This is a genomic window from Microbacterium sp. CH12i, assembly GCF_000685355.1.
Taxonomy (GTDB): Bacteria; Actinomycetota; Actinomycetes; order Actinomycetales; family Microbacteriaceae; genus Microbacterium.
This window is the reverse complement of sequence record NZ_JHET01000010.1, coordinates 390,635-405,637: the sequence shown is the minus strand read 5'-3', so window position 1 is coordinate 405,637 and position 15,003 is coordinate 390,635. Positions and strand designations below refer to the sequence as shown.

Below are 15,003 nucleotides of genomic sequence, written 5' to 3'. Positions count from 1 at the left end.
CTGTGGATAACTCGGTGGATATCAATCGCGAGTAAGGAACTACACGCGTGTGAGATGTGGAATTCCTGAGGAATCCGCAGCTAAGTGAGGCACGTGCGTCATCCGCTGATTGCGAAGTTATCCACAGGTTGGTGCGATTTGCACACATCCGTCCCGATTTTGACGAGATTCATCCACAAGTTATCCACATGTGCAATTCGCCGTTATCGTGTGCGCCGAAAAGCTGTCAACCCGCCGTTTGGAGGCAAATTGGTCAGCGTCGTCCGAGCTGTGTCGTGATTTCCGTCACCTGGTTGTAGATCGAACGACGCTCTTTCATGAGGTCACTGATCTTTTTTGTACGCGTACATGACGGTCGTGTGATCACGATTACCGAAGAGTTGACCGATCTTGGGAAGCGAAAGATTCGTCCGCTCGCGGCAGAGGTACATCGCGATCTGTCGGGAGGTCGCGATCTGCTGCGAACGGCTCGAGCCATACAGGTCATCGACCGTGAGCTTGAAGTACTGTGCGGTTGCCGTGATGATGTCGGTCGGTGAAATAATGTTGTCTTCCGCGGTGTCGATGATGTCGCGGAGCACCGTCTGGGCGAGCGAGATGTCGAGTGCTGAGCGATTCAGGCTGGCGAAGGCCGAAACGCGGATCAGTGCGCCCTCGAGTTCGCGGATGTTTGAGGACACCACGGTGGCGATGTATTCCAGCACCTCGTCAGGAATGTGCAGCGCCTCACTCTGCGCCTTCTTGCGGAGAATCGCAATACGCGTCTCGAGGTCGGGCGCCTGCACATCGGTGATCAGGCCCCACTCGAAGCGGCTGCGCATCCGATCTTCGAACCCGGTCAAGTGTTTCGGCGCGACATCGCTCGTGATCACTACCTGCTTGTTGTGATCGTGCAGCGTGTTGAAGGTGTGGAAGAACGCTTCCTGTGTCTCGGCCCGACCCTGCAAGAACTGGATGTCGTCGATGAGAAGGATGTCGACCTCGCGGTAACGCGCCTGGAAGGCAGAACCGCGGTTATTGGCGATCGAGTTGATGAAATCGTTGGTGAATTCCTCGCTGGAGACGTACCGAACTTTCACTCCGGTGTAGAGCGATTGTGCGTAGTCGCCGATGGCGTGCAGGAGGTGGGTCTTACCCAGGCCGGAATCGCCATAGATGAACAGGGGGTTGTATGCCTTCGCGGGCGCTTCTGCGACGGCTACTGCTGCAGCATGCGAAAAGCGGTTTGATTGGCCGATGACGAAGTTGTCGAAGGTGTACTTGGGGTTGAGGCGCGACTCATGCCTGATCGGCGTCGGCTGTTCCATCGTGAACTCGGAGCGCGGAGCCTCTGGACGACCGAAGTCGGCAACCGCGATCGGCACAGTTTGCTGTTCGGTGAGCTCGTGGTTCACGACAACGCGGAACGTCGTTACTTCTTCACCGAGCTGCGTGAGTCCCTCCATGATCGGTACCCGCAGGCGCTTGTTGATCTGCGCAGCGGTGAGGTCATTCGGTACGTCGAGATACAGCGTGCCGCTCATGACTCCGGCGGGAACCGCGAGGCTCAGAAAGCCTTGAAGCTGAGGGGTGACACGGTCGTCTTGGTCGAGCAGGTCCAACACCTGAGCCCAGATCGGAACGTCGGGCTGGGCAGGAGATGACATGGTGCTCCGGGCAAGGGCTCGCGGAGGTAAGCCAAAACAGCCTTGCCCCCTGTGGATAACTTCGGTTGCCACGGTAGTCATGGAACCTCCAGAGGGCAACCTGCGCACGGAAAATCAACGGTGTGTCGCATGTGCAGGGAGACTGGAGGTTGTGGATAATTGCTGTACAGAGCGATCACACTCGGTCACACCGTCGCGCGGAGATTTGCCCTCTGCGCCGGTAAGACGTACCCTTAATCGGTTGACTTGTGCCCGAAATCGGGCAGTTCCCTATGTCCCCGGTTGTATACCCCGGTGACAGCGTTCCCGGAGTGATCCCATGACCAAGCGTACGTTCCAGCCCAACATCCGTCGTCGTGCCAAGAAGCACGGTTTCCGCGCGCGCATGCGCACCCGCGCCGGCCGTGGCATCCTCTCGGCCCGCCGTGCGAAGGGCCGCACCGAGCTTTCTGCGTAAGCCTCGTGCTCGCCCGTCCGCACAGACTGACGCGCGGCACCGACTATAAGTCGGTCGTCCGTCGCGGTGTCCGGTGCGGGGGCGCCCGGGTCATTAGCTCAATGCTGGTGACCGGGGAAGCACGTGAGCCCCGGTTCGGGTTCATCATCAGTAAGCAGGTGGGCACAGCTGTGATCCGCAACACCGTGCGTCGACGGCTCAAGGCCGTCTGTGCGGCTGCGCTCGCAGACGTACCTGAGGGCACGGATATCGTCATCCGTGCCCTTCCTGCGTCTGCAACCGCGACGTTTGCTGAGCTCAACGCCGACGTGACGCGATGTCTGGCGCGACTCAACCGTGAACGCGTGTCATCGTGAGCGCTCTGCCTTCCTACGCAATGGGTTCGGCTCATCTGCATGCCGGTGACCTGGCGCGGAGCATCCCCCTCGTCCCACGAAATCTTGTCTTAGGGTTTCTGGCCGGATACCGTGCGGTGATCTCTCCTCTTTATGGAGAAGTCTGTGCGTACTACCCGTCCTGCTCGGCTTACGCTGTAGGTGCGGTGCAGCAGCACGGCGCTGTAAAGGGATCCGTGCTGTCGGCATGGCGCATCCTCAGATGCAATCCCTGGACAAAAGGCGGCGTCGATGACGTTCGCCCCCACGACCATTTCCGACACGACCTGACCGCTCGAGGTTTCGTCGTACCTTCTCGAAAGGACTGAACAGTGGGTCTTGACCTCCTGCTCGCCTCCGCCACCCCCTCGCCGGCTGCCGGTACCGGGGGCGGCTTCGATCTGCTTGGCACCATTCTGTGGCCGCTGAAGTGGGCCGTTGAGCTTATCCTCGTTGCTTGGCATTGGCTGTTCACGTCTGTGGGGTTGCCAGAAGCAGCCGGCATCACGTGGATCCTCTCGATTGTCGGTCTTGTGATCATCGTTCGCGCAGCGGTCTTCCCGCTGTTTGTGAAACAGATCAAGAGCCAGCGCAAGATGATGGAAATTGCACCTCAGATGAAGAAGGTGCAAGAGAAGTACAAGGGCAAGAAGGATCAGCTCTCTCGTGAGGCGATGAGCCGCGAGACGATGGCGCTTTATAAGAAGCACGGCACCTCGCCGATGTCGAGCTGTCTGCCCCTTTTGGTGCAGATGCCAGTATTTTTTGCCCTGTTCAGCGTGCTAAACGATGTCTCAAAGCACGCCAAGGCAGCCCTCGGTGGTGTGGGCCTTTTGAGCCCAGAGCTCACCAAGCAGTTCTACGACGCAAAGATCTTCGGCAACGTCTCGTTGCATGGAACGCTGGGTGACGCTGTCGATGCCCAGAACACCGTTGCGATCGTTCTGCTCGTGATACTCGTCGTGCTGATGATCAGCTCGCAGTTCTTCACTCAGCTGCAGATCATCTCGAAGAACCTGTCGCCCGAAGCCAAGACCGGCCAGGCGTACCAGATGCAGAAGATCATGCTCTACATCCTGCCGCTGGGTTTCATCTTCTCGGGTATCTTCTTCCCGCTCGGCGTCGTCGTCTACTGGTTCATCTCGAACCTGTGGACCATGGCACAGCAGTTCCTTGTCATCCGCGAGATGCCGACTCCCGGATCCGAAGCCGCCAAGGCACGCGAAGAGCGTCTGGCACGCAAGGGTAAGGCGATCGATTCGTCAGGCAAGGTCGTTCCGATGTCGGTGTATGAGGCTGAGCAGCAGCGCCTGCTTGAAGAGGTTGAAAAGGCCAAGCAGGAAGCACCAACGCGTCAGCAGCCGGTAGGTAAGAAGCGCGCGAAGAAGAAGGGTCCCAACGCATGACCAGTGACAACGTGGCCGAGCGCACCGAATCTTCTGAGCGCGCTGGATCGTCTGAGCGCACCGAGCCCACCGTAGAGCAGCTCGAGCATGAAGGTGACGTCGCCGCCGACTTCATCGAGGAGCTGCTCGACATCGCCGACATCGATGGCGACTTGAACCTTGACGTTCGTCAGGGCCGTGCATACGTGTCGGTCGAGGCAGAGGGTGAAGACATCTCTGTGCTCGCCGACCCCGATACCGTGCAGGCACTGCAGGAGATCACTCGCCTGGCCGTCCAGAACAAGACCGGGTCGTTCTCGCGCCTGATTCTCGACGTGGGTGGGTCCCGTGATGCGCGTCGTCGCCAGCTCGAGATATTGGTGGATGCCGCAATGGCAAAGCTCGACGAGGGTGCTTCTCAGGCTTCACTCCCATCGATGTCCAGCTACGAACGCAAGCTGGTACACGACATCGCCGCTGACCGCGCGCTCGTTTCAGAGTCGTACGGTGAGGGTGCCGATCGCCACACGGTGCTCCGTCGCCGCTGATGTTTCACGTGAAACATTGCCTGGAAGCCGCATGACTGAGGTTGAGAACGAGCCGGATGCTGCGGCATCACTGTTCGGAGATCGAATCGATGTTGCCCGGGCTTTCACTGCAGCTCTTGCTGCACAGGGAGAAGAGCGTGGTCTGATCGGGCCACTTGAGCTTCCACGCCTGTGGACTCGTCACGTGCTGAACAGCGCCATTGCTGCGCCACTCTTTCACGGCTCGGCGGCCGACATCGGATCGGGGGCAGGGCTCCCAGGACTCGTCATTGCGATTGCACGCCCCGATGTGCGCTGGACACTGGTTGAGCCGATGGAACGACGCGTCAACTGGCTCAACGAACAGGTCTCGGAACTCGGCCTCGAGAACGTCACGGTCCTACGGTCACGCGCCGAGGACGTGCGCACGACCGAGAAGTTCGACATGGTTACCGCCCGCGCGGTCAGCGCACTGCGCACCCTCATCCCGTACACCGCACCGCTGTTACGCGATGGGGGAGAGCTCGCACTTCTCAAAGGCATGAACGCCCCGGCGGAAATCGATGCCGCAGCCAAGCAGATCAAGAAGTATCGGCTCAGTGATGTGCGGGTTGAAGTACTGGGTGAAGGGGTGTTGGGGGAAAGTACTCGGGTAGTTCGGGCTACTGTTCGGTAACTTTGCTGCTGTTGCGCGCCCTTTGGGCGACGCGGTCGGGTGCCTGCGGGCTCCGGGATGCCGTCTCTCTCGCAGAGCGGGTGCCCTCCCCGCAAGCGGGGCCCCTCCCGATGCTCGTTCGTTCGGCATCCCTGCGCCCTCTGTCGTTGGTGGGGTATCTGCCGTACTTCTTTGGGTGAGATGGGGTAGCAGCGTCTCGCTTCGCTCGACGGCTGCGGCACATTAGCTGGCCCTTTAGGAGTCGGTCACTTAGCCGTCGAAGTGTGAGCACAGATGTTTCACGTGAAACATAGCTGCACCGTCAAGAACGCAACGATGCGGACGAATGGTCGCACATCCCATTGGAGCAGAGCCTGCAGTGCCCCGAACAAGGTCGACGCGTTTCACGTGAATCATCCGCCCGTGCCGACCGGCAGTGCTGATTGCGCGCGATTGCGTGTCCCACTGAACGAGACGTGTCGAACCTTTGTTGAGGCAGCAATGTTTCACGTGAAACACTCACAGATCCGCCCGTCTGTGGCCGCCCACCAACGCGTGTTTGCAGACTAGGCGCAGTCGTAGAGCGAAGCGATACGCTGCTACCCCCGTCCAAGCCTCCAGTTGGGGGCACTGAGTTCATTTCTAGAGCAGAGGGGTTCGGATGCCGCACGAACGAGCATCGGGAGGGGCCCCACGAAGGTGGGGAGGGCACCCGCTCTGCGAGAGAGACGGCATCCCGAACCCCGGAAGTGCAGCCGATTACCGACGCAACTCCGCCCCAGTGCCACCAACGTCCCACCTTGCGATTAGAGTGGAACGCGGTCCCCGAAAGGAGTGGATGTTTCACGTGAAACAGTCCGAGAAGGCAACAGTGAACGATACTTTCGGGGTCGATACGCCACTGGCACGCGAGATCGCTGATCTCAGTGCAAGGCGTCGAAATCTGGAAGCGACTGCGGTTGAGTTCGCTGGGGAAACCCGCGTGCTTACCGTGTCGAACCAAAAGGGTGGTGTGGGTAAGACCACCACGGCCGTGAATATCGGTTCTGCGCTAGCAAGTTTGGGCGCGAAGGTGCTCGTTATCGACCTCGATCCTCAGGGGAATGCCTCTACGGCGCTTGGTGTGCCGCACAACGCGGAGACCCCGAGCGTTTACGACGTACTGATCAACGATGTTCCTCTGGCGGACATCGTGCAGCAGAGTCCGGAATCCCCGAACCTCCTGTGTGCCCCGAGCACTATCCACCTGGCCGGCGCTGAGATCGAACTGGTGGCCCAGGTTGCGCGGGAACACCGTCTGCGCGGAGCGCTCGACGTCTATCTCAGTGACAATGCGGCTGATTTTGTCATTATTGACTGCCCGCCGTCGCTGGGTCTGCTCACGATCAACGCTTTTACCGCGGCATCCGAGGTTTTCATTCCTATTCAGTGCGAGTACTACGCACTCGAGGGTCTGAGCCAGCTGCTCGGTAGCATCCAGATGATCCAAAAGCACCTGAACACTGACCTCCACCTCTCCACAATCTTGCTGACGATGTATGACGGACGCACTCGTCTTGCGCAGCAGGTCGCCGACGAGGTTCGTACGCATTTCCCTGAGCAGGTGCTGCGCACGGTGATACCGCGTTCAGTGCGCGTGTCTGAGGCCCCGAGTTTTGGTCAGACGGTGATCACATACGACGGAAACTCCGCCGGTGCGATCGCATACCGCGAGGCCGCTGTCGAGATCGCATCGAAAAAGATGCCGAGCAAGGAGAACTGATGGCAAAGCGCACTGGACTGGGTCGAGGAATCGGCGCACTTATCCCCACTGCAGATCAGTCGGCGCGTCCCGTTGACGTGTTCTTCCCCGGCGGTTCGCTGAACCCGGCCGGTGGCGTCAAGGTCGCTGAACGCTCGGAAGCGCCCACAGACGATCTCACTGAAGTTCCTGGCATCCGTCTGATCGAGATCGACCCGAACGATATCGTTCCGAACCCACGCCAGCCGCGTACGCATTTCGACGCCAATGACCTCGCAGAGCTTGTGCACAGCGTGCGGGAGTTTGGCGTCTTGCAGCCGGTTATCGTCCGCAAGAACGCTGATGGTCAGTTCGAACTGATCATGGGAGAGCGCCGCACCCGCGCAGCGCGAGAGGCGGGACTTGCTTCGATCCCTGCGATTGTCCGCGAGACGGCAGATGAAGACCTTCTTCGTGATGCCCTCCTCGAGAACCTGCACCGTTCCGAGCTGAACCCGCTGGAAGAAGCGTCTGCGTACCAGCAGCTTCTTGAGGACTTCGGTATCACGCAGGAGGAGCTCGCGACACGGATTGGCCGCTCACGTCCGCAGATTAGCAACACGATTCGACTGCTCAAGCTGCCCGTTCCCGTGCAGCAGCGCGTCGCTGCCGGTGTGCTGAGTGCTGGTCATGCTCGTGCCCTGCTGTCACTCGCCGATCCCGTCGCAATGCAGAAGCTCGCCGATAAGGTCGTCAATGAGGATCTTTCTGTGCGTGCCACGGAGGAGGCAGCCAAGGCTGTTCCCTCGAGTGGATCGACCAAGACGAAGCCACAGGCGGGTGCCCGTCGCGCGTATCTCGACGAGGTGTCGGGCAAGCTCGGTGACCGCCTCAACACCCGAGTCAAGATCACTCTGGGTGCAAGAAAAGGCCAGGTCGCGATTGAATTCGCATCTATTCAGGATCTGAACCGAATTCTCTCTGAACTCGGAGAAGAAGGCTACGGCGCCTGACTTTCAGTTTCATTGACAACGAAGCACCCGCGACTCGTAGAGTGAACAGAGACAGGGGAGAGCACATGCCAGACCAGAGCAAAGCCGGGCGTTTCAACGCTCGCGTTATCGGAATCAGTATCGCCGCAGCTTTGGGCGGGTTCCTGTTTGGGTTTGATACGGCGGTGATCAACGGCGCCGTATCTGCTCTCGCTGGCGCGTTCGAACTTGGCCCCGCTCTTCAGGGTTTCGCCGTGTCGTCCGCACTGCTCGGCTGCGCAGTGGGTGCGTGGTTCGCTGGCAGCCTCGCGAACAAGCTCGGTCGCATCCCTGTGATGGTGATCGCCGCGGTCCTCTTCTTTGTTTCAGCGGTCGGATCGGGTCTCGCTTTCGGTGTGGTTGACCTCATCGTCTGGCGCGTGATCGGTGGAATCGGAGTGGGGGCGGCATCTGTCATTGCACCGGCCTACATCGCCGAAGTTTCACCCGCGAAGGTGCGTGGGCGACTCGGCTCTCTGCAGCAGCTGGCGATCGTGACCGGTATCTTCACCGCGCTGCTCTCCAACGCTCTGCTCGCGAACATCGCGGGTGGCGCGGCAAACGTGCTGTGGTTCGGCATTGATGCGTGGCGCTGGATGTTCATGGTCGAGGTCATTCCGGCCGTGATCTACGGCGTTATGGCACTTCGCCTGCCAGAGTCTCCACGCTTCCTCGTTGCCCGAGGAGACATCGACAAGGCCTCGCAGGTGCTGTATGACTTCACCGGTGAAACCGACGTGAATCTCAAGATCGAAGAGATCCGCTCCACTCTGAACTCTGAGCAGAAAGAATCGTTGAAAGACCTGCGAGGGAGTCGCTTTGGTCTGAAGCCGATCGTCTGGGTGGGCATTCTGCTGAGCGTCTTCCAGCAGTTCGTCGGCATCAACGTGATCTTCTACTACTCCACGACGCTGTGGCTTTCGGTCGGGTTCGATGAATCGCAGGCGCTGATGACGTCGGTGATCACCTCGGTCACCAACATCGTCGTGACGATCATTGCGATCCTGCTCGTCGATAAAGTCGGCCGTCGCCCCATGCTGTTGGCAGGATCGATCGGCATGGCCGTAACCCTGGGCATGATGGCAGTCGCCTTCTCGTTCGGCACGCTGCAGGATGGCGCCGTCGTGCTGCCGGAACCTTGGTCGCTCATCGCACTGATCTGCGCCAACGGCTTCGTGGTCGCTTTCGGTGCAACCTGGGGGCCCTTGGTCTGGGTTCTGCTGGGGGAGATGTTCCCGAACTCGATCCGCGCCGGTGCGCTCGCAGTGGCGGCCGCCGCGCAGTGGATTGCGAACTTCTTCATCTCGACGACGTTCCCCGCCTTCGCTGAAATCGGCCTCACTTTCGCCTACGGTTTCTACGCATTCTTCGCGATCGTGTCGTTCTTCTTCGTCTACTACCAGGTGCCGGAGACGAAGGGCCGGGAGCTCGAATCGATGACGGATTCTGCGGAGGTCACGCGCCGACGCCGTCCGAAGCGCGCGTAGGCTGGATGCATGTCAGAAGCTGTTCCACGTCGCGCCAGCCTTGAAGTGCTGCGTGCCGAGGCGGCCGACGAGCTTGCCGTGCTCATCCAGGAGCGCCTGCTGAGCGGTGAAGACCCGTGGGACTTCATGGAAGAGCTTCCCAGCGTCGATGAGCTCGTCGTGTTCCTTCTGCGCGCCGACAACATTTCTGCAAATGACGGTGTGCGACCGAATGCCGCGCGTCACTACCGTGTGCTGCGCCAGATCGCGCTGGAGTACCCCGAGCTCACGAGTGCCGTGTGGGGGATGCTGGGCGAAGGCTCGCGCCACCGTCGGTGGGACGCCTCAATCGCCGACGCCCCCTGAGCGCAACAACGACCGGAGAAACCGCGTAGAAACAACGAAGCCCGCCCCTCCAGCGGAGAGACGGGCTTCAGAAGTGCAGTGCGAGGGGACTTAGCCGATGAACTCGGCGAGGTCCTTCTCGAGAGCGGGCTTCGGCTTTGCGCCGATGATGGTCTTCTTGACCTCGCCGCCCTGGAACACCTTCATCGCCGGAATCGACGTGATCTGGTACTTCATTGCAAGCTCGGGGTTCTCGTCAACGTTGAGCTTGACGATCGTGATCTTGTCTGGATTGTCGGCCTGGATCGCGTCGAGAACCGGCGCGACCATACGACACGGACCACACCACTCGGCCCAGAAGTCCACCAGAACGGGGCCTTCGGCCTGGAGTACGTCCTGGTCCCATGTGGCCTGGCTCGTTACCTTGGCAGTCATCAGATATCTCCTTGAATTGAGGAACTCCCTGCTACAACAGCAGACGAGTGAAATGTGTTCCCGGTGTTAGACGGCGACGGACTCGGTAGCTAATGACGCCGGCTGCTCGTCGGATGCCGCGAGGAAGTGCTCGGCGTCGAGAGCTGCGACCGTGCCAGAGCCGGCAGCGGTGATCGCCTGACGGTAGGTCGGGTCGATGACGTCACCAGCGGCGAAGACGCCCGGAACAGATGTGCGAGATGAGCGGCCGTCGACCCAGATGGTGCCTTCGGGCGTGAGCTCGAGCTTGTCGTGCACGAGGTGTGTGCGCGGGTCGTTGCCGATCGCGACGAAGACGCCATCCAAAACAAGCTCACTCTCTGAGCCATCGACCGTCGAGCGCAGTTTCACGCCGTTGACGCTGTCGCCACCGGTGATCTCGGCGACCTCGCTGTTCCAGATGAACTCGATCTTCTCGTTCGCGAAAGCGCGGTCCTGCATGATCTTGGATGCCCGCAGAGTGTCTTTGCGGTGAATGACGTAGACCTTGTCCGCAAAGCGGGTGAGGAAGGTTGCTTCTTCCATCGCCGAGTCGCCGCCGCCGACGACCGCGATGTTCTTCTCGCGGAAGAAGAAGCCATCGCACGTCGCGCACCACGAGACGCCGTAGCCCGAGAGGCGCTCTTCGCCCTCGATGCCGAGTTTGCGGTACGCCGAGCCTGTCGCATAGATCACTGACTGTGCTTCGTGGGTGATTCCGCTGCCGAGCGTGACCTTCTTGACCGGTCCGTCGAGCTCGAGCGAGGTGACATCGTCGTAGACGACCTCGGTGCCGAACTTCTCGGCCTGCTCCTGGAACTTCGTCATGAGGTCTGGACCCTGGATGCCCTCAGGGAAGCCGGGGTAGTTCTCGACGTCGGTCGTGTTCATGAGTTCTCCGCCGACCTCGACGGAACTCGCGATGAGCAACGGCTCGAGGTTCGCGCGCGCCGCATAAATGGCGGCGGTGAATCCGGCCGGACCGGAGCCGATGATGATGACCTTGCGCATGTGCTCTCTCTCTTTGCCTGGCAGGACGCTCCACTGCTTCAACCCATCGTAACCGCGAGGCATTCCATGACGCTGAGGACAGGCGTTGTCTCATGCGCAGACGCGGTTATTCTTTCGTTGACTCGTCAGGCGTGGCATCCGTTTCGAATTCGGCATCCGCTTCACCGTCACGATCCTTGCGGCGCCGCACGACGGTGCGCACGATACCGAGGATGAGTAGCAGGGCGATCATGCCGCCGAGGATGCCGAGGCCGATGTTCTCCCACTCTGCACGTACCGCGACGGTCGCCGACTGGTCGACGCCGACGGGCACGCCGGTGGGAGAGGCGAGGCTGAATTCGACGGTGAGATCGCCGCTGCCCACGCGCGCCTCGACGGGCACCTTCACGCGAGTATTGCTGGCCGGCTGCGCCGCGACCTCAGTGGTGGGCCGCACGTCCAGGCGCGCATCGGAGGGCGTGGACGTCAGCGTCACGTTCACTGCCCATGGAAGATCGTTGCGCACCCATACGGGCAGGGGCGCAGCAGAGGTGAAGAGCTGAATCGGGCTCGGTGGTTGGACTCCGACTGCGTTCAACGTCTTCGTTGTTGCGGTGCGATGGGCGGCAGCATCCTCGGGGTAGGTATCGGCGACGCCCACACCAATCAAGCGCATCAGCTGCAGCCGTTCGGGTGAGCGCAAAACAAGAGTGTCGTCAAGGATTGACGAAAATGCCGTCAACTGCGCTTCATCGGCCAGCAGACTACCCAGCATCGTCACGCGTGTGGTGACGGCGTCATTGGCCGCATCGGTTGCGTCGCCGAGGGTCGCGGATGCCGGGACGGTGTTACGCAGTTCGCTGAGCCCGACCGGCGCGGCGATCGTCGTGACCGACAGGATTGTTTCGCGCAACGCGTCGGCCGTGCGGGTTTCGTTGCGGTCCAATCCCACCAAGAGTGAGGCCTGCGGGCGGGTGAAGGACAGGTGGGCGATGCCCTCGGCGATGTCGCCTTCGCGTGTGGTCGCGTCAGCGTCTCCCGCGGCGCGTGACAGTGCGTCGGATGCCGCGGCATCCATCACCAGAACATCGTGGGAGTCGACTTCAACACGGGCACTGCTGTACGCGGCGAGTGACGTGGACGGAAGCACCGTCGTGACATCGGTACCGAGGTACTCGTTGAATGTGGCGAGGTCTGCGGTGGTGACGTCACCCAGGGGCCAGACAATGCCGGGGGCGGCCGAGCGAAGAGCGGTGAGCTCTGCGTTCGTCGGCAGCACCGGCTCCGTCGGGGCGCCAGACGGGGTGGCAGATGGCGTGGGGGATGGCGTCGCCCCGCCACTGCTTTCGATGAAGTTCGCATCGTTGAGGTACGGCGCAAGCGACAGTGGAGCGAGCAGCTCCGGTAGGCCCGCTCGCGCCTGCACTGTGGCATCCGCATCGCCGAGCTGCAGCGCGAAGCGCTCGTTGGGGAGGGCATCCAGGCGGGTGAGCCAGTCGGTTGCGCTGAGGGGCGCCGCAGTGCCGAGGGCGCGGATTGCCGCGGGAATCAGCGGGTCGACGGCGAGTGCCGCCGACGTCCCGGCGACCCCGTCGAGCTGTGCAGTGAGAGCGCCAGCAGTGAGAGCGCCATCTGAGGCGGTGAGAACGGTGAGCTCGTCGGCGGTGAGGAGGCCTCCATCGGCGGGCGTCGCGGTGATCGGTACCAGCACGCTCACCTGGGCGGCTGCGCCCGAATCGACGATGAGCACGCTGCTTGCGGTGATGTTCTGCGAGGAGAACGTGTCGTTCTGCAGGTCTCCGGTTGTCGCGCCCGCGAGCTTGGCGCGAATCGGGTACACGCCGTCCGCAAGCGCGCCGAGAGCGCTCGCTGGCGTGAACACCGACGTGATGGACGAATCGGATGCGGTGACCGGATCGGAGTTCTCCGCAGCGAGTGGCGCGAAAGATCCGGATGCTTCGCCAGAATCGAGCCACGAGGCGAGCGCAGATCCATCGAGGAGGGGCGTCCGATTGAGCTCGACCGTTACACGGCCGGTCGACAGCTCTTCGTCTGTGCTGTTGGTGATCGTGACGGTCGTTGTCAGTGAAGAACCGGGCTGGATCACGCCGTGCGCGCCGGTTGAGAGTGCGATGTCGACGGCGCCCTCACTGGTGTCCTTGGCAGCGGCGGATGCTGGCGCGGCAAAAGTCAGTTGCGGAGCGAGAGCGAGTCCGGCGGCCAGAGCGAACACCACAAAACCGCGTGCACTGCGTTGAGCGCGCGCGCGACGACCTGTTCGGGGGCTGATCAAAGTCTCTGGTCTTCCTCGGGCGCCATGGCGGGCGGCCCGTGAGTTGTGACCCTGCGATTCTAGGCTGGCACCACGAGTGAACCCTGAAGGCGCGTAGAGTGACGGCCGTGTCCGACGCTCTTCCGCCCATGCCGCATCCCGCACTTGTCGCCGCTCTCGCGGCCGATCTGGATGCTGCCGACTTCCGTTCTGAACCGCTCCGTCGACTGTGGGGCGAAGAAGAGGACGACGCGTTGGGGCGCGGTGTGCGAGAGCCGTTACTGCGCGCCATCGCTGGTGATTCGGGAGTTCTGGCAACGCTCGGTCGACTCTTCGTGCTCGGGATGCCGCAGCCGCTCGCATCTGTCGCGGCGGCGCTTCCGCGGCTCGGGGTCGAGGGGCTGGTCGCACTTGGTCTTGCGCTGGTTTCAGAGGCCAGTGATGAGATCGCGCCGATTGCGATGATTCACCCGCAATCCTTCGTTGATGCCGAGGGTGTGGGGGAGTGGTGGATCGCCAGCGATCTCGATGAACTGGCCCTCGGCACGGAATTGCCCGCTGACCACGTGCTCGGCGTGGGCGGAGCCTCACGCACGCTGGCCGAGCTGATCGTGCCGGCACCAATCGACCGCGCGCTCGACCTCGGCACAGGATGCGGCATCCAAGCCCTGCTCGTCGCCCGGCATGCCCGAGAGGTAGTCGCAACCGACATCTCGGCGCGCGCTCTTGCGTTCGCCGAGCTCAATGCCCGCCTGAACGGGGTCGAGAACATCACGTTCCGGGTGGGCAGTATGTTCGAGCCCGTCGCTGGCGAGGAGTTCGATCTGATCGTTTCCAACCCGCCCTTCGTGATCACGCCGCGAGTGGATGGCGTGACCGCGTACGAATACCGCGACGGTGGACTCATCGGCGATGCGCTCGTCGAGCAGTTCGTTCGTGCGGTGCCCGCGCATCTCGCCGAGGGTGGGATTGCGCAGCTGCTCGGCAACTGGGAGTCCCTTTCGCAGGCGGGCGCGGGTTCGCAAGCGGCCTCGGGCCTTGACCGCCTCGAGTCGTGGATCGATGACAGCCTCGACGCCTGGGTCGTCGAGCGCGAGGAGCTTACCCCGCTCGGCTATGCCGAACTGTGGATTCGCGATGGTGGCACGACTCCGCGAGATGCCGCGTTCGATCGGATGCTGGCCGCGTGGCTCGACGATTTCACCGAACGCCAGGTCACGGCGATCGGGTTCGGGTATGTGCTGCTGCGGCGCCCGGAGTCCGCGGATGCACCGCGACTTCGGCGTTTCGAGCGGGTGTCGCAGCCACTCTCCGCCCCCGGGCGAGCTCTGCACAGTGGGCTCGCTGCGCATGACTCTTTGGCCGACGGCATCCCTTCGATTCTCATCACCGCACCCGACGTTACTGAGGCGCGGCATTACATGCCGGGCGATGATGATCCGAGCGTCATCGAGCTGCGGCAGGGCGGTGGGTTCGGGCGCACGCTTTCGGTCGATCCTGCGCTCGCCGGGCTCGTCGGTGCGTGCGACGGTGAACTCACGGTCACGCAGATTGTCGCTGCCCTCGCCGATCTGTTCGAGGTGCGGCTTTCTGATCTGTGGGCTGAACTCGAGCCGCGCGTGCGGCAGCTGGTGCTGGACGGATTTCTCGTTGCGGATTGATCATGGCGGTCGGGAATGCCA

General features: G+C 61.8%; 14 protein-coding genes and 1 pseudogene. 11 read left to right on the top strand and 4 right to left on the bottom strand.

The genetic code is table 11. The features are described 5' to 3' along the window. Nucleotides 1-253 precede the first annotated feature (253 nt). A pseudogene (gene dnaA / locus DC31_RS14065) lies at nt 254-1,646 on the bottom strand (chromosomal replication initiator protein DnaA). Nucleotides 1,647-1,965: 319 nt separating this feature from the next. Between dnaA and rpmH the strand changes: the two are divergent. The 10 genes from rpmH to DC31_RS14020 all read left to right on the top strand — a co-directional run bounded on the left by rpmH (nt 1,966) and on the right by DC31_RS14020 (nt 9,627). Continuing rightward, nucleotides 1,966-2,103: a 50S ribosomal protein L34 gene (rpmH, locus tag DC31_RS14060; RefSeq protein WP_036281012.1), complete on the top strand. Its 138-nt coding sequence runs from the start codon at nt 1,966-1,968 to the stop codon at nt 2,101-2,103. A gap of 5 nt (nt 2,104-2,108) precedes the next feature. Beyond that, the gene (rnpA, locus tag DC31_RS14055; RefSeq protein ID WP_081813873.1) at nt 2,109-2,459 is read left to right on the top strand and encodes a ribonuclease P protein component; all 351 of its coding nucleotides are present in this window, start codon (nt 2,109-2,111) and stop codon (nt 2,457-2,459) included. Beyond that, a complete protein-coding gene (gene yidD, locus DC31_RS17800) occupies nt 2,456-2,806 on the top strand; it encodes a membrane protein insertion efficiency factor YidD (protein WP_081813872.1) in 351 nt (116 codons plus the stop codon). Before rnpA ends, yidD begins: the two co-directional genes overlap by 4 nt. A 3-nt stretch (nt 2,807-2,809) precedes the next feature. After that, the gene (gene yidC, locus DC31_RS14050) at nt 2,810-3,883 is read left to right on the top strand and encodes a membrane protein insertase YidC (protein WP_036281010.1); all 1,074 of its coding nucleotides are present in this window, start codon (nt 2,810-2,812) and stop codon (nt 3,881-3,883) included. Next, nucleotides 3,880-4,410 carry a Jag family protein gene (locus DC31_RS14045; RefSeq protein ID WP_036281008.1) on the top strand — a complete coding sequence of 177 codons (531 nt, stop codon included), beginning with the start codon at nt 3,880-3,882 and terminating at the stop codon, nt 4,408-4,410. The genes yidC and DC31_RS14045 overlap by 4 nt, the downstream gene beginning before the upstream one ends. 31 nt (nt 4,411-4,441) lie before the next feature. After that, nucleotides 4,442-5,065, top strand: a complete 624-nt coding sequence (gene rsmG / locus DC31_RS14040) for a 16S rRNA (guanine(527)-N(7))-methyltransferase RsmG (RefSeq protein ID WP_036281006.1) — start codon at nt 4,442-4,444, stop codon at nt 5,063-5,065. An 817-nt stretch (nt 5,066-5,882) separates the two neighbouring features. Next, nucleotides 5,883-6,806 (top strand): ParA family protein, encoded by a 924-nt coding sequence (locus tag DC31_RS14035; RefSeq protein ID WP_036281004.1) that lies wholly within the window; start codon nt 5,883-5,885, stop codon nt 6,804-6,806. Further along, entirely contained in the window at nt 6,806-7,777 is a 972-nt protein-coding gene (locus DC31_RS14030) for a ParB/RepB/Spo0J family partition protein (protein WP_036281002.1), read from the top strand. The genes DC31_RS14035 and DC31_RS14030 overlap by 1 nt, the downstream gene beginning before the upstream one ends. Nucleotides 7,778-7,842: 65 nt before the next feature. Beyond that, the gene (locus tag DC31_RS14025) at nt 7,843-9,282 is read left to right on the top strand and encodes a sugar porter family MFS transporter (protein ID WP_051606996.1); all 1,440 of its coding nucleotides are present in this window, start codon (nt 7,843-7,845) and stop codon (nt 9,280-9,282) included. A gap of 9 nt (nt 9,283-9,291) precedes the next feature. Then, entirely contained in the window at nt 9,292-9,627 is a 336-nt protein-coding gene (locus DC31_RS14020; protein WP_036281000.1) for a hypothetical protein, read from the top strand. Nucleotides 9,628-9,717: 90 nt separating this feature from the next. Here the strand turns inward: DC31_RS14020 and trxA are convergent, their stop codons facing one another. From trxA to DC31_RS14005, 3 genes are all read right to left on the bottom strand, one after another. Further along, the gene (trxA, locus tag DC31_RS14015; protein WP_036280998.1) at nt 9,718-10,041 is read right to left on the bottom strand and encodes a thioredoxin; all 324 of its coding nucleotides are present in this window, start codon (nt 10,039-10,041) and stop codon (nt 9,718-9,720) included. Between the two features lie 66 nt (nt 10,042-10,107). After that, entirely contained in the window at nt 10,108-11,070 is a 963-nt protein-coding gene (trxB, locus tag DC31_RS14010; RefSeq protein ID WP_036281293.1) for a thioredoxin-disulfide reductase, read from the bottom strand. A gap of 106 nt (nt 11,071-11,176) precedes the next feature. Further along, on the bottom strand, nt 11,177-13,282 hold the full coding sequence (locus DC31_RS14005; RefSeq protein WP_235201532.1) for a DUF6049 family protein: 2,106 nt from the start codon (nt 13,280-13,282) through the stop codon (nt 11,177-11,179). Between the two features lie 188 nt (nt 13,283-13,470). On the opposite strand from DC31_RS14005, the gene DC31_RS14000 reads away from it, so the two are divergent. Continuing rightward, nucleotides 13,471-14,982, top strand: coding sequence for a DUF7059 domain-containing protein (locus DC31_RS14000; protein ID WP_036281291.1), 1,512 nt, complete (start codon nt 13,471-13,473; stop codon nt 14,980-14,982). The last annotated feature ends 21 nt before the right edge of the window (nt 14,983-15,003 follow it).

Bases quoted from the DNA above. Each gene is read 5' to 3' on its own strand.
- trxA (WP_036280998.1), bottom strand. From the start codon at position 10,041: ATGACTGCCAAGGTAACGAGCCAGGCCACATGGGACCAGGACGTACTC.
- DC31_RS14025 (WP_051606996.1), top strand. From the start codon at position 7,843: ATGCCAGACCAGAGCAAAGCCGGGCGTTTCAACGCTCGCGTTATCGGA.
- DC31_RS14045 (WP_036281008.1), top strand. From the start codon at position 3,880: ATGACCAGTGACAACGTGGCCGAGCGCACCGAATCTTCTGAGCGCGCT.
- DC31_RS14000 (WP_036281291.1), top strand. From the start codon at position 13,471: ATGCCGCATCCCGCACTTGTCGCCGCTCTCGCGGCCGATCTGGATGCT.
- rpmH (WP_036281012.1), top strand. From the start codon at position 1,966: ATGACCAAGCGTACGTTCCAGCCCAACATCCGTCGTCGTGCCAAGAAG.
- trxB (WP_036281293.1), bottom strand. From the start codon at position 11,070: ATGCGCAAGGTCATCATCATCGGCTCCGGTCCGGCCGGATTCACCGCC.
- DC31_RS14035 (WP_036281004.1), top strand. From the start codon at position 5,883: ATGTTTCACGTGAAACAGTCCGAGAAGGCAACAGTGAACGATACTTTC.
- rsmG (WP_036281006.1), top strand. From the start codon at position 4,442: ATGACTGAGGTTGAGAACGAGCCGGATGCTGCGGCATCACTGTTCGGA.
- DC31_RS14030 (WP_036281002.1), top strand. From the start codon at position 6,806: ATGGCAAAGCGCACTGGACTGGGTCGAGGAATCGGCGCACTTATCCCC.
- DC31_RS14020 (WP_036281000.1), top strand. From the start codon at position 9,292: ATGTCAGAAGCTGTTCCACGTCGCGCCAGCCTTGAAGTGCTGCGTGCC.